Annotated in this window: 21 protein-coding genes and 7 tRNA genes; 2 read left to right on the plus strand and 26 right to left on the minus strand. The window is 56.8% G+C overall.

The features are described 5' to 3' along the window. Positions 1-43 precede the first annotated feature (43 nt). The 5 genes from GO007_RS02290 to leuS are packed head-to-tail and all read right to left on the minus strand — an operon-like array spanning position 44 to position 5589. Positions 44-673 carry an adenosylcobalamin/alpha-ribazole phosphatase gene (locus tag GO007_RS02290; protein ID WP_095095028.1) on the minus strand — a complete coding sequence of 210 codons (630 nt, stop codon included), beginning with the start codon at positions 671-673 and terminating at the stop codon, positions 44-46. Between the two features lie 54 nt (positions 674-727). After that, positions 728-1378: a nicotinate-nucleotide adenylyltransferase gene (gene nadD, locus GO007_RS02295; RefSeq protein ID WP_189339814.1), complete on the minus strand. Its 651-nt coding sequence runs from the start codon at positions 1376-1378 to the stop codon at positions 728-730. Beyond that, a complete protein-coding gene (gene holA, locus GO007_RS02300; protein ID WP_095095030.1) occupies positions 1371-2402 on the minus strand; it encodes a DNA polymerase III subunit delta in 1032 nt (343 codons plus the stop codon). The genes nadD and holA overlap by 8 nt, the downstream gene beginning before the upstream one ends. Further along, positions 2402-2992: an LPS assembly lipoprotein LptE gene (lptE, locus tag GO007_RS02305; RefSeq protein ID WP_095095033.1), complete on the minus strand. Its 591-nt coding sequence runs from the start codon at positions 2990-2992 to the stop codon at positions 2402-2404. The genes holA and lptE overlap by 1 nt, the downstream gene beginning before the upstream one ends. 14 nt (positions 2993-3006) lie before the next feature. Beyond that, positions 3007-5589 (minus strand): leucine--tRNA ligase, encoded by a 2583-nt coding sequence (gene leuS / locus GO007_RS02310; RefSeq protein WP_095095036.1) that lies wholly within the window; start codon positions 5587-5589, stop codon positions 3007-3009. A gap of 225 nt (positions 5590-5814) precedes the next feature. Here leuS and GO007_RS02315 point away from each other — a divergent pair, with 225 nt between their 5' ends. Continuing rightward, on the plus strand, positions 5815-6297 hold the full coding sequence (locus GO007_RS02315; protein WP_095097976.1) for a zinc ribbon-containing protein: 483 nt from the start codon (positions 5815-5817) through the stop codon (positions 6295-6297). Between the two features lie 55 nt (positions 6298-6352). Here GO007_RS02315 and GO007_RS02320 read toward each other — a convergent pair whose 3' ends face one another. The 9 genes from GO007_RS02320 to miaB all read right to left on the minus strand — a co-directional run bounded on the left by GO007_RS02320 (position 6353) and on the right by miaB (position 15587). Further along, positions 6353-7078: an amino acid ABC transporter ATP-binding protein gene (locus GO007_RS02320; protein ID WP_041144587.1), complete on the minus strand. Its 726-nt coding sequence runs from the start codon at positions 7076-7078 to the stop codon at positions 6353-6355. Next, positions 7078-7752, minus strand: a complete 675-nt coding sequence (gene gltK / locus GO007_RS02325; RefSeq protein ID WP_041144588.1) for a glutamate/aspartate ABC transporter permease GltK — start codon at positions 7750-7752, stop codon at positions 7078-7080. The genes GO007_RS02320 and gltK overlap by 1 nt, the downstream gene beginning before the upstream one ends. Positions 7753-7754: 2 nt before the next feature. Beyond that, on the minus strand, positions 7755-8495 hold the full coding sequence (locus GO007_RS02330) for an amino acid ABC transporter permease (protein ID WP_095095039.1): 741 nt from the start codon (positions 8493-8495) through the stop codon (positions 7755-7757). A gap of 163 nt (positions 8496-8658) precedes the next feature. Further along, entirely contained in the window at positions 8659-9570 is a 912-nt protein-coding gene (locus GO007_RS02335; protein ID WP_095095041.1) for an amino acid ABC transporter substrate-binding protein, read from the minus strand. 363 nt (positions 9571-9933) lie between these two features. Next, entirely contained in the window at positions 9934-11472 is a 1539-nt protein-coding gene (gene lnt, locus GO007_RS02340) for an apolipoprotein N-acyltransferase (RefSeq protein ID WP_095095044.1), read from the minus strand. A gap of 22 nt (positions 11473-11494) precedes the next feature. Continuing rightward, positions 11495-12373, minus strand: coding sequence for a CNNM family magnesium/cobalt transport protein CorC (corC, locus tag GO007_RS02345; RefSeq protein ID WP_095095048.1), 879 nt, complete (start codon positions 12371-12373; stop codon positions 11495-11497). A 98-nt stretch (positions 12374-12471) separates the two neighbouring features. Beyond that, positions 12472-12939 carry an rRNA maturation RNase YbeY gene (gene ybeY / locus GO007_RS02350; protein WP_041144593.1) on the minus strand — a complete coding sequence of 156 codons (468 nt, stop codon included), beginning with the start codon at positions 12937-12939 and terminating at the stop codon, positions 12472-12474. Further along, positions 12936-13982: a PhoH family protein gene (locus GO007_RS02355; protein ID WP_095095051.1), complete on the minus strand. Its 1047-nt coding sequence runs from the start codon at positions 13980-13982 to the stop codon at positions 12936-12938. The genes ybeY and GO007_RS02355 overlap by 4 nt, the downstream gene beginning before the upstream one ends. A 180-nt stretch (positions 13983-14162) precedes the next feature. After that, entirely contained in the window at positions 14163-15587 is a 1425-nt protein-coding gene (gene miaB / locus GO007_RS02360; RefSeq protein ID WP_095095054.1) for a tRNA (N6-isopentenyl adenosine(37)-C2)-methylthiotransferase MiaB, read from the minus strand. A gap of 273 nt (positions 15588-15860) precedes the next feature. Here miaB and ubiF point away from each other — a divergent pair, with 273 nt between their 5' ends. Continuing rightward, on the plus strand, positions 15861-17036 hold the full coding sequence (gene ubiF, locus GO007_RS02365; protein WP_095095057.1) for a 3-demethoxyubiquinol 3-hydroxylase: 1176 nt from the start codon (positions 15861-15863) through the stop codon (positions 17034-17036). Between the two features lie 121 nt (positions 17037-17157). On the opposite strand, the gene GO007_RS02370 is transcribed toward ubiF, so the two are convergent. The 12 genes from GO007_RS02370 to nagB form a co-directional block, all read right to left on the minus strand. Next, positions 17158-17232 (minus strand) — tRNA-Gln (locus GO007_RS02370). Between the two features lie 35 nt (positions 17233-17267). Further along, a tRNA-Gln gene (locus GO007_RS02375) sits at positions 17268-17342 on the minus strand. 44 nt (positions 17343-17386) lie between these two features. After that, positions 17387-17463: transfer RNA gene (locus GO007_RS02380), tRNA-Met, on the minus strand. A 21-nt stretch (positions 17464-17484) separates the two neighbouring features. Next, positions 17485-17559: transfer RNA gene (locus GO007_RS02385), tRNA-Gln, on the minus strand. A gap of 37 nt (positions 17560-17596) precedes the next feature. Then, positions 17597-17671, minus strand: a tRNA-Gln gene (locus tag GO007_RS02390). Between the two features lie 22 nt (positions 17672-17693). After that, positions 17694-17778: transfer RNA gene (locus tag GO007_RS02395), tRNA-Leu, on the minus strand. A 9-nt stretch (positions 17779-17787) separates the two neighbouring features. Beyond that, positions 17788-17864, minus strand: a tRNA-Met gene (locus tag GO007_RS02400). A 227-nt stretch (positions 17865-18091) separates the two neighbouring features. Then, on the minus strand, positions 18092-19756 hold the full coding sequence (gene asnB, locus GO007_RS02405) for an asparagine synthase B (RefSeq protein ID WP_095095060.1): 1665 nt from the start codon (positions 19754-19756) through the stop codon (positions 18092-18094). Between the two features lie 278 nt (positions 19757-20034). Continuing rightward, positions 20035-20787, minus strand: a complete 753-nt coding sequence (locus GO007_RS02410) for an HAD-IIA family hydrolase (protein ID WP_095095063.1) — start codon at positions 20785-20787, stop codon at positions 20035-20037. A 51-nt stretch (positions 20788-20838) separates the two neighbouring features. Beyond that, entirely contained in the window at positions 20839-22059 is a 1221-nt protein-coding gene (gene nagC / locus GO007_RS02415; protein WP_095095066.1) for a DNA-binding transcriptional regulator NagC, read from the minus strand. A gap of 8 nt (positions 22060-22067) precedes the next feature. After that, on the minus strand, positions 22068-23216 hold the full coding sequence (gene nagA, locus GO007_RS02420) for an N-acetylglucosamine-6-phosphate deacetylase (protein ID WP_095095069.1): 1149 nt from the start codon (positions 23214-23216) through the stop codon (positions 22068-22070). A gap of 142 nt (positions 23217-23358) precedes the next feature. Next, positions 23359-24159 (minus strand): glucosamine-6-phosphate deaminase, encoded by an 801-nt coding sequence (nagB, locus tag GO007_RS02425; RefSeq protein ID WP_045854476.1) that lies wholly within the window; start codon positions 24157-24159, stop codon positions 23359-23361. Positions 24160-24208: the final 49 nt, after the last annotated feature.

Raw genomic sequence — 24208 nt, forward strand, 5'->3', positions numbered from 1 at the left:
GGATACCTTCAGGCTGCGGAGAATAACAGCCTGCTCTGACCTGTCAATGGTCTGGGCTGAATTCTTCTTCCGCCCGCCAGATGGCCCGGCTATTTAGTACCCGCAGCGTGGTGAAATCTGCGCGAAGATCGAGCATGCTCCACGCGCCGTGCTCGATGGGGAAATGCCACATCGCCGCCGCTGGCATCTCCAGCAGCAGGGCGGTTAACAGGCTAAGCACGCCCTGATGGCCGACGATGAGCAGATGGTCAAGATGCTGATACTGCGCCAGCTCCTCGCTAAATACCGCTACCCGGCGGGCAAAATTCTGAAAACTCTCGCCGTTGGTCGGCGCCGCGTGCTGCCAGTCCGCGCACCAGGCGGCATAGTTTTCCGCATCTTCGTGCTGCAAATCCCGATGGTGGCGCATTTCCCAGTCGCCGAAGAACATCTCATTGAGGCCAGGAATAATCTCGCGGGGGATCTCTCTGCCGTCCAGCAGCAGGCTGGCGGTGCGCTGGGTACGCTCAAGCTCGCTGCAAAGAACGTGGTCGAATGGAACCGCCTGCAGGCGTTGACCAAGCCAGCTGGCCTGGGCCTCGCCGCGTTCGGTCAGGGGGGTTGGGGCCCGTCCGCTGTACAGACCGGCGGCGTTAGCCTGGGTTTCGCCATGACGAACTAACCATAATCTCATGATCATCCTCACTGAGCCGAAAGGGGAGCGCTGGCCGGGCACCCGCGCTGAGGGTTAGCAATAAAGCTTTTGCTGATGGATGTAATCCAGGACGGCTGCCGGCAGCATATCGGCACAGGATTCGCCTTGTTCAAGCCGCTGGCGAATGAGGGTGGCTGAAATATCAAACCACGGCGTTTCCGCCAGATAGATAGCCCCGGCGGGACGGCGGTGCAGCTGCTCGACATCGTGCGTTAAATGCTTATCAAGCCACTGCTGGTCCTCCGGGCGCTGCATTACCAGCGGATAGCCCGGACGGCGGCAAACGATCAGGTGCACGTTATCAAGAATGCTGGCGTAGTTGTGCCAGGTCGGGAAGGTGAGCAAAGAGTCCTGGCCGATGATAAATGCCAGCGACGGCTTTGGCCCCTGCTCCTGGCGCCACTCCTGCAGCGTTTGCGCCGACCAGGAGGGCGTCTGGCGCTGCAGTTCGCGCTCATCCAGCACGAACAGCGGATTGTCAGCGATAGCCAGTTCGAGCATATGCTTGCGCTGGGCGCTGGTTGCCTCGGGCTGTGGACGATGCGGCGGCACGTTGTTAGGAACGATAATCACTTTTCCCAGGCCGATCTGATTTGCCAGAATCTCGACCGGTTTGAGGTGACCGTAATGCACCGGATCGAAGGTACCACCGTACATTGCCTGCAGCTGCGCCATATCAACCATCAATAAACACGTCCGCCAGCGCTTTGTGGCAGAGCAATAAGGAAAGACTCTCTAACTCGGGCCAGATGCTGGTTCCGTAATCCTGCTTGAAGGTGAGCTCTGTGCGGGTAAGCAGGGTGACGGCCTGACGCAGCTGATCGCTACCGAGGCGCGTGAGCGCGTCAGTCAACAGCGGCCGGCGGTTTTGCCACACGCGATGCTTATCGAACAGCGAGCGCAGCGGCGTATGGGCCGACTGGCGCTTCAGGTTCACCAGCAGCAGCAGCTCTCGCTGCAGCGTACGCAGCAGGATTGCGGGTTCGCTGCCTTCGAGCCGGAGCTGCTGCAGAATATGCAGCACGCGCTTGCTTTTGCCTGCCAGCAGCGCATCGACCCAGTGATACGGCGTAAAGTGGGCGGCATCGTTTACCGCCTGCTCTACGCGCGGCAGCGTGAGCTTGCCGTCTGGCCACAGCAGGGACAAACGCTCCAGCGCCTGCGACAGCGCCAGCAGGTTGCCTTCGTAGCAGTAGCACAGCAGCTGGCTGGCCGCGTCGTCAAGCTGCAGATTGTTCTGCTTTGCGCGCGCGGCGAGCCAGCGCGGCAGCTGGGCATATTCCGGCGTTTGACAGCTTACCTGCACCGCGCGGCTGGCGAGGGCGGTGATCCAGGCGGCGTTCTCCTGCGCTTTGGTCAACTTACTGCCGCGTACAATCAGCAGCAAATCGTCATGCAGCATGCCGATAAGCGTCGCCAGCTGTTCGTTAATGGCCGCATTGGGGCCATTTTCAGGCAGGATCAGGAGCAGCGTCTGACGGCTGGCGAACAGGCTCATGGCCTGACTCAGCGAGAAGAGAGCGTGCCAGTCGGTGCTGGCGTCAATCGTAGCGGTATGGTGTTCGATAAAGCCCTGAACGGCAGCGGCTTCGCGAATGGCATCCTGACTTTCCTGCAGCAGCAGAGGATCGCCACCCAGCAGTAAATAGGCTGCGCGCAGCCCTTCATTGAGCTGCGCGCGGAGCTGTTCCGGGTACAACCGAATCATCAGTTACCCAGCGTGGTGGAGACGCGATTGCCGGAGGTGGAGGAGGCTGGGGTCGTGGTGACCGGCTTCTCCTCGCCTTTGGTGGCTTCGACATCCGCAACGTGGACGCTTGGCAGCTTACGAATCAGCTGCTCTGCCGCTTTGTCGTACATCTCCTGGATTATCATATCCTGCTCGGCATCTTTCGCTAACGCCGCCTGCGGGTTATCGAAGAACGAGCGGTAGACTTTCGTCGTGATCGGATAGATATCATGGCCCGGGATCAGCACGCTGGCATGAACCGTCATCACCATCTGGTATTCCGCGGTACGCCCGTCCTGGAAAATGGAGGCCGTATCTTTCTGAATAGATGATGATTCCAGACGCAGAGAAGGAACATCCTTACGCAGCGTGCTGCCATCGATCAGTTCAACCCCGTTCAGGCGCAGCTGGTTACGCACCGAACGGCTCAGCGGGCCATTCGGATCGCCCGACTGGAAGATCATGGTTTTCATTGCGGTTGGGACCTGGGTAGTACTCCGCAGGTGCCAGCCGCATCCGGCGGTGATTAACACCGCCAGAGATAACAACAATGTTGCCAGATATCGCACGCTTCCTCCTGCGCTTAGCCAACGACCAGATTGAGCAGTTTGCCCGGAACGTAGATCACTTTACGTACGGTGACGCCGTCGAGATACTTCGCGACCAGATGTTCCTGACCCGCGCGGGCGCGGACCTGATCTTCGGTGGCATCGACCGGTACGGTAATTTTACCACGAACCTTACCATTAACCTGGACGACGACCAGAGTGGTATTTTCCACCATGGCGCTGTCGTCGGCGACCGGCCACGGCGCGCTGTCGATATCGCCTTCGCCGCCCAGCTCTCGCCATAAGGTGAAGCAAGCGTGCGGGGTGAACGGGTTGAGCATACGCACTACCGCCAGCAGCGCTTCACGCATCAGCGCGCGATCCTGCTCGCCTTCCTGCGGCGCTTTCGCCAGCTTGTTCATCAGCTCCATGATCGCCGCGATCGCGGTGTTGAAGGTCTGACGACGGCCGATATCATCGGTGACTTTAGCAATCGTTTTGTGCACATCGCGACGCAGCGCCTGCTGATCTTCGCTCAGGCTGGCAGCGTCGAGGGCGATGGCCGGACCCTGAGTGGTGTGCTCGTAAACCAGTTTCCAGACGCGCTTCAGGAAGCGGTTTGCCCCTTCAACGCCGGACTCCTGCCATTCGAGGGTCATATCAGCCGGAGAGGCGAACATCATGAACAGACGCACGGTATCCGCGCCGTAGCGTTCAACCATCACCTGCGGGTCGATGCCGTTGTTCTTCGACTTGGACATTTTGCTCATGCCGGTATACACCAGCTCGCGGCCCTGCGGATCGAAGGCTTTAACGATACGGCCTTTCTCGTCGCGCTCGACGGTGGCATCAACCGGGGAGACCCAGTTACGCTCGCCGTTTTCGCCGACGTAGTAGAACGCGTCCGCCAGAACCATCCCCTGACACAGCAGCTGCTTAGCCGGCTCGTCAGAGTTAACCATGCCCGCGTCGCGCATCAGCTTGTGGAAGAAGCGGAAGTACAGCAGGTGCATGATCGCATGTTCAATACCGCCGATATAAATATCAACCGGCAGCCAGTAGTTCGCCGCTTCCGGGTCCAGCATGCCCTGGTCGTACTGCGGGCAGGTATAGCGCGCGTAGTACCAGGAGGATTCCATAAAGGTATCAAAGGTGTCGGTTTCACGCAGCGCAGGCTGGCCGTTGACGGTGGTTTTAGCCCACTCAGGGTCGGCCTTAATCGGGCTGGTGATGCCATCCATGACCACGTCTTCCGGCAGAATAACCGGCAGCTGATCTTCCGGGGTCGGCATTACGGTGCCGTCTTCCAGGGTAACCATCGGGATCGGCGCGCCCCAGTAGCGCTGACGGGAAACGCCCCAGTCGCGCAGACGGTAGTTCACTTTACGCTCGCCAACGCCCATCGCCGCCAGCTTGTCGGCGATGGCGTTGAAGCCCGCTTCAAAGCTTAGCCCGCTGAATTCGCCGGAATTGAACAGCACGCCTTTTTCCGTCATCGCCTGCCCGGAGAGGTCAGGTTCAGAGCCGTCTGCCGCGAGGATAACCGGTTTGATGTTGAGGCCATATTTGCTGGCAAACTCATAGTCGCGCTGGTCGTGGCCTGGAACCGCCATCACCGCGCCGGTACCGTACTCCATCAGCACGAAGTTGGCCGCCCATACCGGAATAGCTTCGCCGGTCAGCGGGTGAATCGCTTTAAAGCCGGTGTCGACGCCTTTTTTCTCCATCGTCGCCATTTCAGCTTCTGCGACTTTGGTATTGCGGCATTCGTCGATAAATGCAGCCAGCGCCGGGTTATTGGCCGCCGCCTGCTGTGCCAGCGGGTGGCCCGCGGCTACGGCCAGGTAGGAGCAGCCCATAAAGGTATCAGGACGAGTCGTGTAGACGGTCAGCTTGTCGGCGTAGTCGTTGACGTTGAAGGAGATTTCTACCCCTTCAGAACGGCCGATCCAGTTGCGCTGCATGGTCTTGACGGTATCCGGCCAGTGATCCAGATTATCCAGATCTCTCAGCAGTTCGTCGGCGTAGGCGGTAATTTTGATAAACCACTGCGGGATCTCTTTACGCTCAACCTTGGTATCGCAGCGCCAGCAGCAGCCGTCGATAACCTGTTCGTTGGCGAGAACGGTCTGGTCGTTAGGGCACCAGTTCACCGCGGAGGTTTTTTTGTACACCAGGCCTTTTTTATACAGTTCGGTGAAGAACTTCTGCTCCCAGCGGTAGTATTCCGGGGTGCAGGTCGCCACTTCACGGCTCCAGTCGTAGCCGAAGCCCAGCTTTTTCAGCTGGTTTTTCATGTAGGCGATGTTGTCATAGGTCCACGGCGCCGGCGACGTATTGTTTTTCACCGCCGCGCCTTCTGCAGGCAGGCCGAAGGCATCCCAGCCGATTGGCTGCAGGACGTTTTTGCCGAGCATACGTTGGTAGCGGGCAATCACATCGCCGATGGTGTAGTTACGCACGTGGCCCATGTGTAGTCGGCCAGAAGGATAAGGTAGCATCGACAGGCAGTAGTACTTCTCTTTGCTCTCGTCTTCAGTGACTTCAAATGTACGATTATCGTCCCAGTGAAGCTGGACTTTCGATTCTATCTCTTCCGGGCGGTATTGCTCTTGCATGGCAGCCAGTGGTCCTGTTTTCAATACAGCTACATATGTAGCCAATGGATGTGTTATCTCAGATCGGCATAGCATAGCCCAAACGCCCACGTCAAAACAGCCTTTCGCACATTAACATCGGCAAAAGCGGCGGAGAATATTTAGCGACTCTGTGGCCTGGATGGCAAAGCAGCCGGCAGATAACGTCTATTATTAGAATAAGTTAACCACACTGGAGGCGAAATGATGAACAAGGTTGCTCAATTCTACCGCGAGCTGGTGTCAACGCTCAGCGAACGGTTACGCAGTGGAGAGCGTGATATAGACGCGCTGGTGGAGCAGGCGCGGGTGAAAATCAGCCAGTCTGGTGAGTTAACGCATCGCGAAGTTGAGACGCTGACTAAGGCGGTAAGGCGCGATCTGGAAGAGTTTGCCCGCAGCTATGAAGAGAGCCAGGATGAGCTGACGGACAGCGTATTTATGCGGGTCATAAAGGAGAGCCTGTGGCAGGAGCTGGCCGATATTACGGATAAAACTCAGCTGGAGTGGCGCGAGGTGTTTCAGGACCTGAACCACCACGGCGTGTACCATAGCGGCGAGGTGGTCGGGCTGGGTAATCTGGTGTGCGAGAAGTGCCACTACCATCTGGCGGTTTACACCCCGGACGTGCTGCCGCGCTGCCCGAAGTGCGGCCACGATCAGTTCCAGCGCCGGCCGTTCGAACCTTAATATTGCGTTGAGAATTGCCGTGAACAGCGCGCACGGACCCGTGCGCGCCTGACCGTTAGTGGAGGATTTTGGCGAGGAAGTCTTTTGCGCGTTCGGACTGCGGGTTGGCGAAAAATGCTTCTTTATCGGCATCTTCGACGATCTTCCCTTCATCCATAAAGATCACCCGGTTGGCGACCTTGCGCGCGAAGCCCATTTCGTGGGTCACCACCATCATGGTCATCCCTTCGTTTGCCAGTTCGACCATGACGTCCAGCACTTCGTTGATCATCTCCGGATCCAGCGCCGAGGTCGGTTCGTCAAACAGCATGGCAATCGGATCCATGCACAGCGCGCGGGCGATAGCCACGCGCTGCTGCTGGCCGCCTGAAAGCTGCGCCGGATATTTTTCCGCGTGGGCGGAAAGCCCCACGCGCTCCAGCAGCTTCAGCCCTTTGGCGCGGGAAGCGGCCTTATCGCGGTTGAGCACTTTTACCTGCGCCAGCGTCAGGTTGTCGATAATCGACAGATGCGGAAACAGTTCGAAGTGCTGGAATACCATCCCGACGCGGGAGCGCAGTTTGGCGAGGTTGGTTTTTTTATCGTTCACCCTGGTGCCGTCAACGGTTATCTCGCCCTGTTGAATCGGCTCCAGGCCGTTAACGGTTTTAATCAGCGTTGATTTTCCCGAGCCGGACGGCCCGCAAACCACTACCACTTCACCTTTTTTCACTTCCGTGGAGCAATCGGTCAGCACCTGAAAGTGACCATACCATTTTGAAACGTTTTTCAGGGTAATCATTACACAGTCCTTTTCTTCAACCAACTGACCAACAGCGATGCGCTGAGACTAATTGCAAAATAAACGGCACCTGCGAACAGGATCATTTCGACCTGGGTTCCGTCACGCTCGCCGATAGTGGACGCGGTGCGGAAGAAATCTGCCAGGCTCAGAACATAGACCAGCGAGGTATCCTGGAACAGGACGATCCCCTGGGTTAACAGCAGCGGCACCATCGCGCGAAAGGCCTGCGGCAGGATAATCAGCTTCATCGACTGCCAGTGGGTCATCCCCAGCGCCAGCGCGGCGCTGGACTGCCCGCGGGAGATGCTCTGGATTCCCGCGCGGATAATTTCCGAATAGTACGCCGCTTCAAACATGGAGAACGCAATCATGGCCGAAATGAGCCGGATATCGGTCTTCGGCGACAGGCCAAGCACGTTCTGTAAAAAGCCGGGAACAATCAGATAAAACCACAGCAGCACCATCACCAGCGGGATGGAGCGGAATACGTTGACGTAGGTTTTGGCAAACCACGCCAGCGGTAAAAAGCTCGACAGACGCATAACCGCCAGAAGGGTGCCCCAGACAATACCGATAACGATGGCGATAACGGTAATTTTCAGGGTGATGACCAGTCCTGCCAGCAGATACGGCATGGATGGAACGATGGAACTCCAGTCAAAATCGTACATTATTATTTGCCCCCCAAATTGCCCGGCAGGCGAACTTTGCGCTCAACCACATACATAATCAGCATAATCACCGCGTTAATGAACACATAGGCGAGGGTAATTGCGGTAAACGACTCCCAGGCGTGGGCGGAGTAATCCAGCAGCTTGCCCGCCTGCGCCGCCATATCCGCCAGCCCGATGGTGGAGGCGATAGCCGAGTTTTTTACCAGGTTCATCATTTCCGACGTCATCGGCGGGACGATAACCCGATAGGCGTTGGGCAGCAGCACGTAGCGATAGGTCTGCGGCAGGGTGAGGCCCATTGCCAGCCCGGCGTTTTTCTGCCCGCGCGGCAGCGACTGGATCGCCGCCCGCACCTGCTCACACACGCGGGCGGCGGTAAACAGCCCGAGGCAGAGCATGGAGGAGATAAAGAACTGAATATTTGGGTCCAGCTCGGACTTGAACCACATGCCGATATTTTCCGGCAGCAGTTCCGGCACGACCAGGTACCAGGTAAAGAACTGCACGATCAGCGGAACGTTACGGAACAGTTCGACGTAGCAGGTGCCGATGCTGGATAACAGTCGATTAGGCGCGGTACGTAAAATACCGAAGAGCGAGCCGACGAGAAAAGCGATAACCCAGGCGGTAACCGACAGGGCGACGGTGACCTGAAAGCCGCTCCATAGCCAGCCCAGATAGGTGGTGTTGCCGAACGGGGCCTGTTGCAGGAATATCCCCCAGTTCCAGTCTATTGACATAAATGACTCCTGGAAAAAAAAGGGTAGCAGCGCTACCCTCGAAGATCCTTGTCCAGCGTACTTCGGTATTCGCGGCGGCTGGGGAACGACCAGCCACCGTATAGTCTGTCCGTGCTGTGACAACAATCGGGAGGGCAGGATGTCCTGCCCCTTGTTTTTTTAATTAGTTAAGAGCCTTGTCATTAGGTGATTTGAACAGCGCCTTCATATCTTCAGAGAGTTCGAAGTTCATATTCAGGTTCTTCGGCGGGATTGGGTTTTTGAACCACTTGTCGAACCATTTTGCCGCTTCGCCAGAGGTCTGCGCCTTGGCGACGGTGTCGTCTACCAGAGTTTTGAACTGCGGATCGTCTTTACGCAGCATACAGCCGTAGGCTTCCTGGGACTGCGGCGTGCCGATGATTTCCCAGTTGTCCGGTTTCTTGGCCTTAGCGCGTTCGCCGGCCAGCAGCGCGTCATCCATCATAAAGGCCACCGCGCGGCCGCTTTCCAGAGTACGGAAGGAGTCGCCGTGATCCTTGGCGCTGATGATGCGCATATTCATTTTTTTCTCATCGTTCAGCTTATGCAGCAGAATTTCTGAGGTTGTCCCGGAAGTGACCACGACGGCTTTATCTTTCAGGTCAGCAAAGTCTTTGATCGCGCCACCTTTTTTCGCCAGCAGGCGGGTGCCGACGACAAAAATGGTGTCAGAGAAAGCAGCCTGTTTCTGCCGCTCCAGGTTGTTGGTCGTGGAGCCACATTCGAAATCGTAGGTCCCGTTTTGCAGCAGCGGAATACGGTTCTGCGAGGTGACCGGAATCAGTTTTACCTGCAGGTCAGGTTTGTTCAGCTTCTTCTTGATAGCATCGACAATGGCGTTGGAGTAATCCTGCGAGTAGCCGACGACCTGCTGCTGGTTATCGTAGTAGGAGAACGGTACGGATGATTCGCGATGGCCAACGACGATCACGCCGTTTTTGGCAATTTTATCCAGAGTGCTCTGGCCTGTAGCCGGTGCGGCATCTTCCGCGTGCGCCAGGCCGGCGGTCATACCCATGACCAGCATAGCTGTGGCCAGTTTACGTAATTGCATATCCAACTCCTTATCCGCAGCGCCAGGGACGCCATTGATGCCCATTGTGAGTGTGTCTGTGTTTTATTATCGCTGCTGCCTTTAAGTGCAGCGTTTGTATGTGTTTGTTAGCATTTAGTTTGGCTTAATGTAAAGATTTTGCTGTTATATTGTTTATTTTTGCGAAGTGGTCCGCACCATTTAAAGGCAAAAATCGTTCATTGCACCAAAATAGCGCGCAGCAGGTTTACCTGTGGTGCAACCCGGTTGTACCAGCAGCCATAGCGGCGCGATGTAAGTATATTAAGCAATGGGCGTGCCAGATTAGGCGGGAAGAGAAAAATCCCCGGCGATGCGTCTCACCGGGGCGGGGCGGAGAAGGGCTTAGCGGCGGCGTTGACGCAGGCTCATCAGCAGCGCGCCGAAACCAAACAGCGCGGTCAGCGACCACAGCGGCCAGTTGCCGGTACGGGCGTATGGGGTCAGGCCCGTCGTCGGCGTCACCTTCGTGGTTAACACGGCGCGGGTGAACTGCGGGATCATGTCCTGAATTTCCCCCCGAGGACCAATGACGGCGGTAATGCCGTTATTGGTGCTGCGCAGCAGCGGGCGCGCCAGCTCCAGCGCCCGCATGCGCGCCATCTGGAAGTGCTGCCAGGGGCCTATCGACTTGCCAAACCAGGCGTCGTTGGAGATGGTCAGCAGGAAGTCGGTATCCGGGCGGAAATTATCGCGCACCTGCTCGCCGAGAATGATCTCGTAGCAGATGGCGGCCGTCAGCTTCAGGTTGTGCGCCACCAGCTGCGGCTGAACGTACGGGCCGCGGCTGAAGGAGGACATCGGCAGATCGAAGAACGGCGCCAGCGGACGCAGAATCGATTCCAGCGGTACAAACTCGCCAAACGGAACCAGATGGTTCTTGTTGTAGCGATCGGTGGAGCCGTAGCTGTAAGGGTTATCCTTGCCCAGCGTAATGATGGTGTTGTAGGTATCGTATCGATTCTGCTTGTTCAGCCGGGCATCGACGATGCCGGTCACCAGCGAACTGTTTTTCGACCGCAGCAGGTCATCCATCATGGTGAGGAAATTCTGCTGATTGATCTCCAGATCCGGAATGGCGGATTCGGGCCAGATAATCAGCTGGGATGAGCCCATATGCGGCTGGGTCAGATCCAGATAGGTCTTCAGCGTGTTGAACAGCTGTTTTTCATCCCACTTCAGGGCCTGAGGAATATCGCCTTGCACCAGCGACACTTCGGTCGCGCGCTCCGGCAGCAGCTGATACCACTGGATGTAGCGCAGCGGGAAGGGCAGGGCGAAGAGCACCGCGGCGACGATCAGCGGTTTCCAGCTGCGCCGGACGACGGCCAGCGCCAGCAGGCCGCTGACCACCATCAGCAGGAAGTTAATCGCCTCGACGCCCACGATCGGGGCTAAGCCTTTCAGCGGGCCGTCAATCTGGCTGTAGCCAAACTGCAGCCACGGGAAGCCGGTCAGCACCCAGCCGCGCAGGAACTCGGTGATTTGCCAGACTACCGGCGCGGCGATGGCGACGCGCAGCCAGCTGGTTTTCGGCCACAGGCGGGAGAGCAGGCCGGCGAACAGCCCGGTGTACAGCGACATATACGCCGCCAGCAGCACCACGAGGAACACGTTGACCGGGCCAGGCATGCCGCCAAACTGCGCGATGCTGACGTAGACCCAGTTAATCCCCGAACCGAACAGCCCCATGCCCCAGAAGAAACCAATCCAGGTGCTCTGCAAAGGACGACGGTTAAGGGTTAAGCCCTGCAGGCCGATGAGCGAAATAATCGCCGCGGGCCAGATGTCATAAGGAGAAAAAGCCAGCGTTCCGCTGGCTCCGAATAGTAGCGCCAGCAGCAGGCGTACGCGCTGGCGTTCGAGAAGAGAGGCAAATACCATTTAGGTTAATCGTCCCGTGTGATTAGTCTTCCAGCTTCGGCTGCGGCGCGTCGTCAGGAAGTTTGACATGTACCTGGATAATACGTCGGCTATCGGCCATTGCGACCTTGAATTGGTAACCATCAATGTCGATAGACTCGCCGCGAGCCGGCAGATGGCCAAAGGCCTGCATCACCAGTCCGCCAATGGTATCAACTTCTTCATCGCTGAAGTGGGTGCCGTAGGCTTCGTTGAAGTCTTCAATGGAGGCCAGCGCGCGGACCGTCCAGGTGTGGCGGCTCAGCTGACGAAAATCGATATCTTCTTCTTCATCGTATTCGTCTTCGATCTCACCGACGATAAGTTCAAGGATGTCTTCAATGGTCACCAGACCGGAGACGCCGCCAAACTCATCGATAACGATAGCCATATGATAACGCTGGGAGCGGAACTCTTTCAGCATTCGGTCGACCCGCTTGCTTTCAGGCACGACAACCGCCGGGCGTAACACTTTTTCCATGCTGAAGGCTTCGGAGTCGCTGCGCATAAACGGCAGCAGATCTTTGGCCATCAGAATCCCTTCGATGTGATCTTTGTCTTCGCTGATCACCGGGAAACGCGAGTGGGCGGATTCGATGATGACATCGAGGCACTCGTCCAGGGTCTGGTTGCGTTTCAGGGTAATCATCTGCGAGCGGGGGATCATAATATCGCGGACGCGCTGGTCGGCGATGTCCATTACCCCTTCGAGCATATCGCGCGTATCTTCGTCGATAAGATCGTTCTGCCCGGAATCACGGATCAGCGCCAGCAGTTCATCACGGTTTTTGGGTTCTCCGTGAAAGAGCTGGCTGAGTAACAGGGAGAAGAATCCCTTTTTGCTGTTTACTGTGTCACTACTGTGTGAGTTGTCGTCGCTCATGGCGTCGTGTGGGTTCTCATGTTAGTTAAATCGTCGCACGTCGCGCGTATACTCAGCGCCCGGCATAGCGGCCAGTCGCCGGCAAAGCCGGCGGCAGGTTATTCCTTCTCGGCAATGTACGGATCCTCATAGCCCAGAGCAAGCATTATCTCTGTTTCGAGGCTTTCCATCTCTTCCGCTTCTTCATCAACGATATGGTCATAGCCCAGCAGGTGCAGGCTGCCATGAATAACCATATGCGCCCAGTGCGCTTCCAGCGGTTTTTCCTGCTCTTTCGCTTCCTGCTCAACCACCTGGCGGCAGATGATCAAATCGCCGAGCAGCGGCAGCTCGATACCCGGCGGCGCTTCGAAGGGGAATGACAGGACGTTGGTCGGCTTATCCTTGCCGCGATAGGTCAGATTTAGCTCGTGGCTCTCGGCTTCGTCTACCAGGCGAACGGTAACTTCCGACTCTTCCTGGAACTGCGGGATCACGGCATCCAGCCAGCGCTGAAACTGCGCTTCATCCGGCAGCCCGCCGTTCTCTTCGCAAGCCAGCTGTAAATCGAGAATGACCTGACTCATTTCTGCTCCTGTTCCTGGGCTTCGCGTTTGCGCTCGGCGGCCAGTTCTGCTTTACGTTTTTGATCCGCTTCTTCCCACGCTTCATAGGCATTGACGATACGGGCAACCACCGGGTGGCGCACCACGTCTTCGCTATTGAAGAAGTTGAAGCTGATTTCATCGACTTCCGCCAGAACTTCGATGGCGTGGCGGAGGCCGGATTTGGTGCTGCGCGGCAGGTCAATCTGGGTGACGTCGCCGGTGATCACCGCTTTAGAATTAAAGCCGATACGGGTCAGGAACATCTTCATCTGTTCGATGGTGGTGTTCTGGCTTTCATCGAGAATGATAAAGGCGTCGTTCAGCGTACGGCCGCGCATGTAGGCCAGCGGCGCGACTTCAATCACGTTGCGCTCGATCAGTTTCTCAACTTTCTCAAAGCCCATCATTTCGAACAGCGCATCGTACAGCGGGCGCAAATAGGGGTCGACCTTCTGGCTCAGATCCCCCGGCAGGAAGCCCAGCTTCTCACCGGCCTCAACGGCGGGGCGGGTCAGCAGAATACGACGCACGTCCTGACGTTCAAGAGCATCGACCGCGGCGGCAACCGCCAGATAGGTTTTCCCGGTACCGGCAGGGCCGACGCCGAAGGTGATATCGTGGTCGAGAATATTAGCGACGTACTGCGCCTGGTTTGGCGTACGGGGCTTGATAACGCCACGCTTGGTCTTGATATTAATGGCCTTGCCGTACTCAGGGACGCTCTCGGCGCTCTGCTCCAGCACGCGGGCCTCTTTGATGGCAAGGTGAATCTGTTCCGGCTCGATATCGTTAATCTGCCCGCGCATTGGGGCGGTATCGACGTACAGGCTGCGCAGAATATCCGCAGCCGCGTTCACGCATATTGGGCGTCCGGTCAGCTTAAAGTGATTGTCACGGCGGCTGATTTCGATGCCCAACCGGCGCTCAAGCTGTTTGATGTTGTCGTCAAACGGGCCGCACAGTCCAAGCAGGCGCGCGTTGTCCGCTGGCTCCAGGGTGATTTCACGGGTTTCTGTGTTCAAGCTGTTCCTCTTATCTGCGTTTTGCCGGGCGGTAAAAAGGTATACCCGCCTTCATGCAGGCGTTACCCCGGCGGGTAAGGAAATTATTCACGTCACGGGAATATGGCGCAAGCATTGCTATGAATATTGGGTCCGGGAGAGGAAATACAAGGCCTGCCGGAGCCGGCAGGCCTGAACGGATTAAGGCTGATAAAGCGTGACGCCCGAATCGTTTTCTTTACGGGTCCGCGCGATGACGGATTGCGGTGATTCCACAATGCGCAGCCCCATTTCCTCTTCGGTACGCACGATTTTTCCGCGCAGCGAGTTGGTGTAGACGTCGACGATCTCGACATCGACAAACTTGCCGATCATATCCGGCGTCCCTTCGAAGTTGACGACCCGGTTATTTTCGGTGCGCCCGGTGAGCTCCATAATGCTCTTGCGGGAGGTCCCTTCGACCAGAATACGCTGGGTGGTGCCGAGCATCCTGCGGCTCCAGGCCATCGCCTGCTGGTTGATGCGCTCCTGCAGAATATACAGGCGCTGTTTCTTATCTTTTTCCGGAACGTCGTCGACCATATCCGCCGCCGGCGTCCCCGGCCGCGCGGAGAAGACAAAGCTGTAGCTGACGTCGAGATTAACATCGGCAATCAGCTTCATGGTCTTTTCGAAATCGTCGTTGGTTTCGCCAGGGAAGCCGACGATAAAGTCGGAGCTGATCTGGATATTCGGCCGCGCCTCGTACAGCTTGCGAACGATGCCTTTATATTCCAGCGCCGTGTGGGTGCGCCCCATCAGGTTCAGCACGCGGTCAGAGCCGCTCTGAACCGGCAGATGCAGGAAGCTTACCAGCTCCGGGGTGTCGCGATAGACGTCGATAATGTCATCGGTAAATTCAATCGGGTGGCTGGTGGTGAAGCGAATGCGATCGATCCCGTCGATCGCCGCGACCAGACGCAGCAGATCGGCAAAGCTGCCGGTGGTGCCGTCGTAGTTTTCACCGCGCCAGGCGTTAACGTTCTGTCCGAGCAGGTTGACCTCGCGGACGCCCTGAGCCGCCAGTTGGGCAATCTCGAACAGGATATCGTCAGAAGGACGGCTGACCTCTTCGCCGCGGGTATAGGGCACCACGCAGTAGGTACAATACTTGTTGCAGCCTTCCATAATGGAGACGAACGCCGTCGGTCCGTCGGCGCGAGGTTCCGGCAGACGGTCGAACTTTTCGATTTCCGGGAAGCTTACGTCGACCACCGGGCGGCGGTTGCCGCGCACCGAGTTAATCATTTCCGGCAGGCGATGGAGCGTCTGCGGGCCAAAAATAATGTCGACATAGTGGGCGCGCTGACGGATGAGCTTGCCTTCCTGCGAGGCGACGCAGCCGCCGACTCCGATAATCAGGTTGGGATTTTTTTCTTTCAGTAATTTCCAGCGGCCCAGCTGGTGGAAGACTTTTTCCTGGGCCTTCTCACGGATTGAGCAGGTATTGAGCAGCAGTACATCCGCTTCTTCCGCGATTTCAGTGAGCTGATACCCGTGCGTGGCATCCAGCAGATCGGCCATCTTTGATGAATCGTATTCGTTCATCTGACAGCCCCAGGTTTTAATATGGAGTTTTTTTGTCATCGACATGCTCATGCTCAATTATAGATATCCAAAATGACGGGTACAGATGCCCTATGAATTTCGAATTGCAGGCGGCAGGCCGCAAAATCGCAGCTCGCCAGGGGACCGGGCGCTGCCAGGGCACCTGCAATTTGAAAAACGACGAGTATAGCCAGGATTGCAGGGGGCATATTGTAATGCTTTGGTCGTGCCCTGACCAGTGCGAGCGTAATCGCCGCAGGGCGCCTGAAAATCCGGTAAACTGAACGGATTGAGGTTTTAAGGATAATTGCCATGACAACTCACGCAACGGATATCGCCATTATTGGCGGTGGAATGGTCGGCGGCGCCCTCGCGCTGGGGCTGGCGCAGCGCGGTTTTACGGTGACGGTGATCGAGAAGGCCGCGCCCGCGGCCTTCGATCCGGCGCTACCGCCGGACGTGCGCATTTCGGCGATCGGCTCTTCTTCAGTCGGGCTGTTGAAAAGCCTCGGCGTCTGGGAGGCGATACGCGCGATGCGCGTGCATCCCTATCGTCGTCTCGAGACCTGGGAGTGGGAAGCGGCCCACGTCTCCTTCGATGCCGCGGAGCTGGCGCTGTCTGAGCTGGGCTATATGGTCGAGAATAACGTGCTGCAGCTTGCTCTGTGGCAGGCTCTGGAAGCGCATGAGCAGGTCACGCTGCGGGTTGGCGTTTCGCTGCAGGCGCTGCTGCGCGAATCTGGGCATACGCAATTGCGCCTGAGCGACGGCGGCGAGTGCGCGGCCCGGCTGGTTATCGGCGCCGACGGCGCAAACTCCGAGGTGCGTCGGCTGGCCGGTATTGGCGTACATGCGTGGCAGTACCAGCAGTCCTGCATGCTGATTAGCGTCCAGTGCTCCGACGATCCCGGCGATAGCACCTGGCAGCAGTTTACGCCGTCCGGGCCGCGCGCGTTTCTGCCGCTGTTCGATCGCTGGGCCTCGTTGGTCTGGTATGACACCCCCGCGCGAATTCGTCAGCTGCAGGGGATGAGCATGGCGCAGCTCAGGCAGGAGATCGGGCGCCACTTTCCGTCGCGCTGTGGCGATGTCACGCCGCTAAGCGCCGGCGCGTTTCCGCTGACCCGCCGCCACGCGCTGCAGTATGTGCAGCCGGGTCTGGCGCTGGTGGGCGACGCCGCGCATACCATTCATCCGCTGGCGGGGCAGGGCGTCAACCTCGGCTATCGCGACGTTGATGCGCTGCTGGATGTCTTAACGCGCGCGCGGGATCGCGGTGAGGAGTGGGACAGCCTGCCGGTGCTCAAACGCTATCAGACGCGGCGGAGAGCCGATAATTTCATTATGCAGTCGGGGATGGATCTGTTTTACGTTGGCTTCAGTAACGATCTGGCGCCGGTGCGCGCGCTGCGCAATATCGGCCTGATGGCGGCGGCGCGGGCGGGCATTTTAAAGCGTCAGGCGCTGAAGTATGCGCTGGGGCTGTAGCTAAGCACCTCCCCGGCCTGCGCTGCGCGAAGCCGGGGAGGTGCTTGATGCTAGCGTGCGCTGAAAACGGCGGACGATAAAAACAAAAAAGCTCGCCGAAGCGAGCTTTTTTGTTACTAAGTGGCTGGGGTACGAGGATTCGAACCTCGGAATGCTGGTATCAGAAACCAGAGCCTTACCGCTTGGCGATACCCCAACGGGTGCGCTCACAAGTGAGCGACTTTTTTAAATTGGCTGGGGTACGAGGATTCGAACCTCGGAATGCTGGTATCAGAAACCAGAGCCTTACCGCTTGGCGATACCCCAACAATTTTTTTGGATTTATCGAACTGAATCAATAATTCCCTATCTGGTGGCTACGACGGGATTCGAACCTGTGACCCCATCATTATGAGTGATGTGCTCTAACCAGCTGAGCTACGTAGCCAAATCTTATCATATTCTTCGATGGCTGGGGTACCTGGATTCGAACCAGGGGATGCCGGTATCAAAAACCGGTGCCTTACCGCTTGGCGATACCCCAATAACCGTCGCGGTGAACCGCTAACCTCGAAGAAATATGGCTGGGGTACCTGGATTCGAACCAGGGAATGCCGGTATCAAAAACCGGTGCCTTACCGCTTGGCGATACCCCATCCGCGCAACGCTTTCGGTGAATGGTGCGGGAGGCGAGACTTGAACTCGCACACCTTGCGGCGCCAGAACCTAAATCTGGTGCGTCTACCAATTTCGCCACTCCCGCAAAAAAAGATGGTGGCTACGACGGGATTCGAACCTGTGACCCCATCATTATGAGTGATGTGCTCTAACCAGCTGAGCTACGTAGCCATCTTTTTTTTCGCGTTACCTTATCGGCGTTGCGGGGCGCATTATGCGTATTGGGCCTGCGAGCGTCAACCTCTTTTTCAAGGAAAATCGCCGGAATGTGACTGTTTGGTTAGGTTGCGAACAGCGTGGTGGAATAATCGGCAATTATTGGTTATTTATCGCTTTTAAGCCGTAAATAAAGGCATAAAAAAACGGACCCCGCGGGGTCCGTTTGTCGTCTGGCGTGATTATTTATAGGCCGACTGGTGCACGCCTACCGCGCGTCCTGACGGATCGTTCATGGTTTTGAAGGTTTCATCCCATTCGATCGCTTTAGCCGAAGAGCAGGCGACTGACGGGCCACCGGGGACACACTCCGCGGCGCTTGGCAGCGGGAACAGCTCTTCGAAGATTTCACGGTACAGATACGCCTCTTTCGACGATGGCGTGTTGTACGGGAAACGGAAGCCGGCGGTTTCCAGCTGCTGGTCGGAAATCTGTTTGGCCGCAACTTCTTTCAGCGTATCGATCCAGCTGTAGCCGACGCCATCAGAGAACTGCTCTTTCTGACGCCACGCCACGCTTGCCGGCAGGTAGGATTCAAAGCATTCGCGCAGGATATGCTTTTCCATTTTACCGTTGCCGCACATCTTATCCTGCGGGTTGATGCGCATCGCGACGTCGAGGAACTGCTTGTCGAGGAACGGCACGCGGGCTTCCACGCCCCACGCGGACATCGCTTTGTTCGCACGGGCGCAGTCAAACATATGCAGCGCCTGCAGCTTGCGCACGGTTTCTTCATGCAGCTCTTTGGCGTTCGGCGCTTTGTGGAAATAGAGATAGCCGCCAAAGACCTCATCAGAACCTTCGCCTGACAGCACCATCTTAATGCCCATCGCTTTGATTTTACGCGACATCAGATACATCGGGGTCGACGCGCGGATGGTGGTCACGTCGTAAGTTTCGATGTGATAGATCACGTCGCGAATGGCGTCGAGGCCTTCCTGCACGGTGAAGTGGATCTCGTGGTGGACGGTACCCAGATGGTTGGCCACTTCCTGCGCGGCTTTCAGATCCGGCGACCCTTCAAGGCCGACGGCAAATGAGTGCAGCTGCGGCCACCAGGCTTCGCTACGCTCCTGATCTTCAACGCGACGGGCGGCGAACTTTTTGGTGATTGCGGAAATGACCGAAGAGTCCAGACCGCCGGAAAGCAGCACGCCGTAAGGAACGTCGGACATCAGGTGGCTTTTCACCGACTCTTCCAGCGCCTGACGCAGTTCGTTTTTATCGGTAACGTTGTCTTTTACCGCGTCGTAATCAAACCAGTCGCGCTGGTAGTATTCGCGGATTTCGCCATCTTTGCTCCACAGGTAGCTGCCGGCCGGGAACTCTTTAATGGTGCGGCACACCGGAACCAGCGCCTTCATTTCTGATGCGACGTAGAAGTTACCGTGTTCGTCGTGACCCATATACAGCGGAATAATACCGATATGGTCGCGGCCGATCAGATAAGCATCCTTCTCGCTGTCGTACAGCGCGAAGGCAAACATTCCCTGCAGATCGTCGAGGAAGGCCGGACCTTTTTCCTGATACAGCGCGAGGATGACTTCGCAGTCCGAACCGGTCTGGAAGGTATAGCGGTCGCCGTATTCTGCGCGCAGCGCCTGGTGGTTATAAATTTCGCCGTTTACCGCCAGGGCGTGAGTTTTTTGTTGGTTATACAGCGGCTGAGCGCCGGCGTTAACGTCAACGATAGACAAACGTTCATGTACCAGAATGGCTTTATCGCTGGCGTAGACGCCGGACCAGTCCGGCCCGCGGTGGCGCATCAGGCGGGAAAGCTCCAGTGCCTTTTTACGCAGTTCTACCGCGTCAGTTTTAATATCCAGTACGCCGAAAATTGAACACATAGCCTTCTCCGTTACCCTGTCGTATTTGATGTTGTGCAGACGTCGTCTTGTTGCGAGGTCTTAGTGCGTGCTTAAGAAAATGCCGCAAAGGAGAGGGCGGTGCAAGGGATTTACGGGGCTAACAGGAAAAAACGCAATTGTGATTGTTGAATATTAAAAAAAGAGCATGTTTTGAGCGGCTTTATTGATGGATGTTCAAAAATAAGCTGATTTTATTAGATGAGGGTTTTTAATTGCCGGTGATAAATGAAAAACCACGTCCTGGGACGTGGTTTGGCTTAGAAAATATCAATTTCGGCGACCGACGGATAGATCCACGACGGCCGGAACGGCAGGCTGTCGATATCGTCGAGCGTCGAGACGCCGGACAGCACGAGGATCGTTTCCAGTCCGGCCTGGAAGCCTGCCAGAATATCGGTACGCAGGTTATCGCCGACAATCACGGTTTGCTCGGAGTGCGCCTGCATCTTGTTCAGCGCGGAGCGGATAATCCACGGGCTCGGCTTGCCGACGTAAAACGGCTTGCGGCCGGAGATCTTCTCAATGCCCGCGCACAGCGCGCCGCAGGCCGGGTAGAAGCCGCGGCCGTGGGTGTCCGGATTGGTGGCAATAAAGCGCGCGCCGTTTGCCACAAAGAAGGCCGCTTTGTGCATCATCTCCCAGTTGAAGGAGCGGGTCTCGCCGACGATGACAAAATCCGGGTTGACGTCGGTGATGGTGAAGCCAGCCTTATAAAGCTCGTGGATCAGCGCGCCTTCACCCACAACGTAGGCTTTTTTGCCTTCCTGACGGCGCAGAAAGTCGGCGGTCGCCATAGCTGAGGTATAAAAGGCGCTATCCGGGACTTCAATGCCCGCCGTGGCGAAGCGGTTTGCCAGATCCTGGCCGGTCTGGGACGGATAGTTGGTCAACATCACCAGCGGCATATCTTTTTCGAGAATGCGTTTGATAAATTCAGCAGCGCCCGGTACGGCCACATTGTCGTGCATCAGCACGCCGTCAATATCACAAATTACGTTTTGAATGGTCATGGACAGTCCGACATCGTTGAAGAAAAGCAGAAATTCGTGAACCAGAATACGCTAACTTTCCAGCAAACGCTGGAGCAGGATCCCGTTGAGCATCGCGCGTTTCACCAGCGCAAAGGCGCCGATCGCCGAACGATGGTCGAGCGTGGAACGCACCACCGGCAGATTTTTACGAAACGCTTTTAGCGCCTGGGCGTTAATACAGCCTTCGATGGCCGGCAGCAAAACCTTTTCGGCTTCGATGATTTCACCGGCGATCACCACTTTCTGCGGGTTGAACAGGTTAATGGCGATGGCGATGGTTTTCCCCAGGTGGCGACCGACGTGTTCGATAACCTCGCAGGCCAGCGTATCGCCCTTATTGGCGGCTTTGCAGATGGCTTTTATATTGCACTCATCGACGCTAAGGCGACTCTGATAGCCCTGTTCCAGCAGGTGGCGCACCCGCTGTTCGATGGCCGCATTCGCGGCAACGGTCTCCAGGCAGCCGAAGTTGCCGCAGTGGCAGCGTTCGCCGAGCGGGTCGACCTGGATATGGCCGATCTCGCCCACGTTACCGTTGCGGCCGATAAAAATGCGTCCGTTGGAGATGATTCCTGCCCCGGTGCCGCGGTGGACGCGCACCAGAATAGAGTCCTCGCAGTCCTGACTTGCCCCAAAGTAGTGCTCAGCCAGCGCCAGGCTGCGGATATCATGGCCGACAAAACAGGTGACTTTAAAGCGTTTTTCCAGCGCCTCTACCAGACCCCAGTTCTCTACCTGAATGTGCGGCATGTAGCGGATGACGCCGCTTTCCGGATCGACAAGGCCGGGTAAAATCACCGAGATAGCGATGAGTTCGCGGATCTTGCGCTGGCAGCGTTCGCTAAAGGCGGCGATGATGTTCAGCAGCGCGTGTTCGAGGGTTTCCTGGGTGCGTTCCGGCAGCGGGAAGTGCTCCTCTTCCAGCGTCTTGCTGCTTAAATCGTACAGGGTCAGCGTGGCGTCGTAGCGGCCGAGGCGTATGCCGATGGCCTGGAAGCTGCGGGTCTCCGCAATGATGGAGATGGCGCGGCGGCCTCCGGTGGAGGCCTGCTGATCGACTTCTTTGATCAGCCCGCGTTCAATCAGTTGACGCGTGATTTTAGTCACGCTGGCAGGGGCAAGCTGGCTTTGTTCCGCGATCTGAATGCGCGAGATAGGGCCATGCTGGTCAATCAGGCGGTATACGGCCGCGCTGTTCAGCTGTTTTACGAGATCAACGTTACCAATTTGAGCATGTCCGCCTGCTGTCATACTTTTACTTACTCAGTGACGACCTCGTTACCATTAACGATGGTCTTGATGATTTTATAGTCGCGGGTAAAGGCGGTCAGGTTAGCGACCATTCCCGGCGCAATGCTGCCGAGCTGCTTTTCCACGCCAATGGCACGCGCAGGGTAGAGGGTTGCCATCCGCAACACTTCTTCCAGCGCGATACCGCAATGTTCAACGAGATTACGCACGCCTTCAATCATGGTCAGCGAAGAACCACTGAGGGTACCGTTTTCATCTACGCACAGTCCGTTACGGTAGTATATTGTTTTACCAGCAAAAATGAACTGCTCAATATTGGCACCCGCCGGCGCGGTCGCATCGGTTACGAGGCACAGCTTGTCGCCCTTCAGGCGCTTCGCATTGCGTACGTTAGCATAATCAACGTGCATACCGTCGACGATAATACCGCAGTAAACGTCCGGCTCGTCAAAAATAGCGCCCGCCAGGCCCGGCTCGCGTCCGGTAATATACGGCATGGCGTTATACAGATGGGTCGCAAAAGTGATGCCCGCGCGGAAACCGATTTTGGCTTCCTTAAGGGTGGCGTTGGAGTGCCCTGCGGAGACGACAATCCCGGCGTTGACCAGCTGGCGAATCACTTCTGGCCCGACGCGCTCCGGAGCAAGGGTCACCTTGGTGATGACATCGGCATTTTCGCACAGGAAGTCCACCAGCGCGGCGTCCGGTTTACGCACGTAGTCCGGGTTGTGAGTCCCTTTTTTTACGATGTTCAGCCACGGGCCTTCAAGGTGCAGGCCCAGCGCCTGGTTAGGATATTTTTGTAGGTACTCGCGCATGACGCGCACGCCTTGTTTCATCAGATCGTCGCTGGAGGTAATCAGCGTTGGCAGATAGCTGGTGCAGCCGGATCGTTCGTTGGCCTTCTGCATGATTTCCAGCGTTTCGACGGTCACCGCATCCGGGCTGTCGTTAAACTGCACGCCGCCGCAGCCGTTCAGCTGGACGTCGATAAAACCGGGGGCGAGAATGGCGCCATTGACCGAGCGTTGCTCAATCTCGGACGGTAAATCAGCCAAGGAACAGATTCGTTCGATAAGGCCATCAGCGATAACTATCGCATGGTCATCCAGAATTTCATGACCGGTATAGATCCGGCCTTGGGTTAATGCATACATACGACCCCCGGTTTACGCACGCTATCCTTCAAGCCAGCCTCTTTAGCAGACCGTTAATTGACCGTTTTACTGCCGCCTGAATGATTTTGTGCATCAGAAAAAAAGAAATGTCCCGCGGGGGTAGCCGCAGGACGGGACCAGATTACAGCCCTTTGACGTTTTCGGCTTCTAATTCGTTGAAGTATTTCAGCGTCTTCACTTTCAGTTCCATGGTGGACGGCTCGTCGCAAACGATCACTGCTTTCGGGTGCAGCTGCAGACAGGTAATGGTCCACATGTGGTTGACGTTGCCTTCTACCGCCGCCTGCAGCGCCAGCGCTTTCTGATGGCCCAGCACCAGAATCATCACTTCTTCGGCATCCAGCAGGGTACCAACGCCAACGGTCAGCGCATATTTCGGTACCAGGTCAACGTCGCCGTCGAAGAAGCGGGAGTTTGCCACGCGGGTGTCATGGGTCAGGGTTTTAATACGGGTACGGGAAGCCAGAGAAGAAGCCGGCTCGTTGAACGCGATGTGACCATCGTTACCTACGCCCCCCATAAACAGATTAATTTTGCCGTAGGAGCGGATTTTTTCTTCATAGCGACGACATTCTGCATCGATGTCTGGCGCATTACCGTTGAGCAGGTTAATGTTTTCTGCCTGAATATCAACGTGATCAAAGAAGTTGCGGTGCATAAAGCTATGATAGCTTTCCGGGTGCTCCTTCGGCAGGCCAACGTACTCATCCATGTTGAAAGTAACAACGTGTTCGAAGCTGACCTGGCCCGCTTTGTGCATCTCAACCAGAGCTTTGTAGGCGGTAAGAGGTGTACCACCGGTAGGCAGACCCAGTACAAACGGACGGTCCGCAGTCGGTTTGAACGCATTAATGCGGTTAACGATGTGGCGAGCAGCCCATTTGCCTACTTGTTCAGCTGTTACCAGGGGAATCAGTCTCATTCTTCACCTCTATAGTTAAATTATAACCTGGCGGATTGGCGCCAGTACT

This window comes from Klebsiella sp. 10-1, from assembly GCF_009758445.1.
Taxonomy (GTDB): domain Bacteria; phylum Pseudomonadota; class Gammaproteobacteria; order Enterobacterales; family Enterobacteriaceae; genus Klebsiella; species Klebsiella scottii.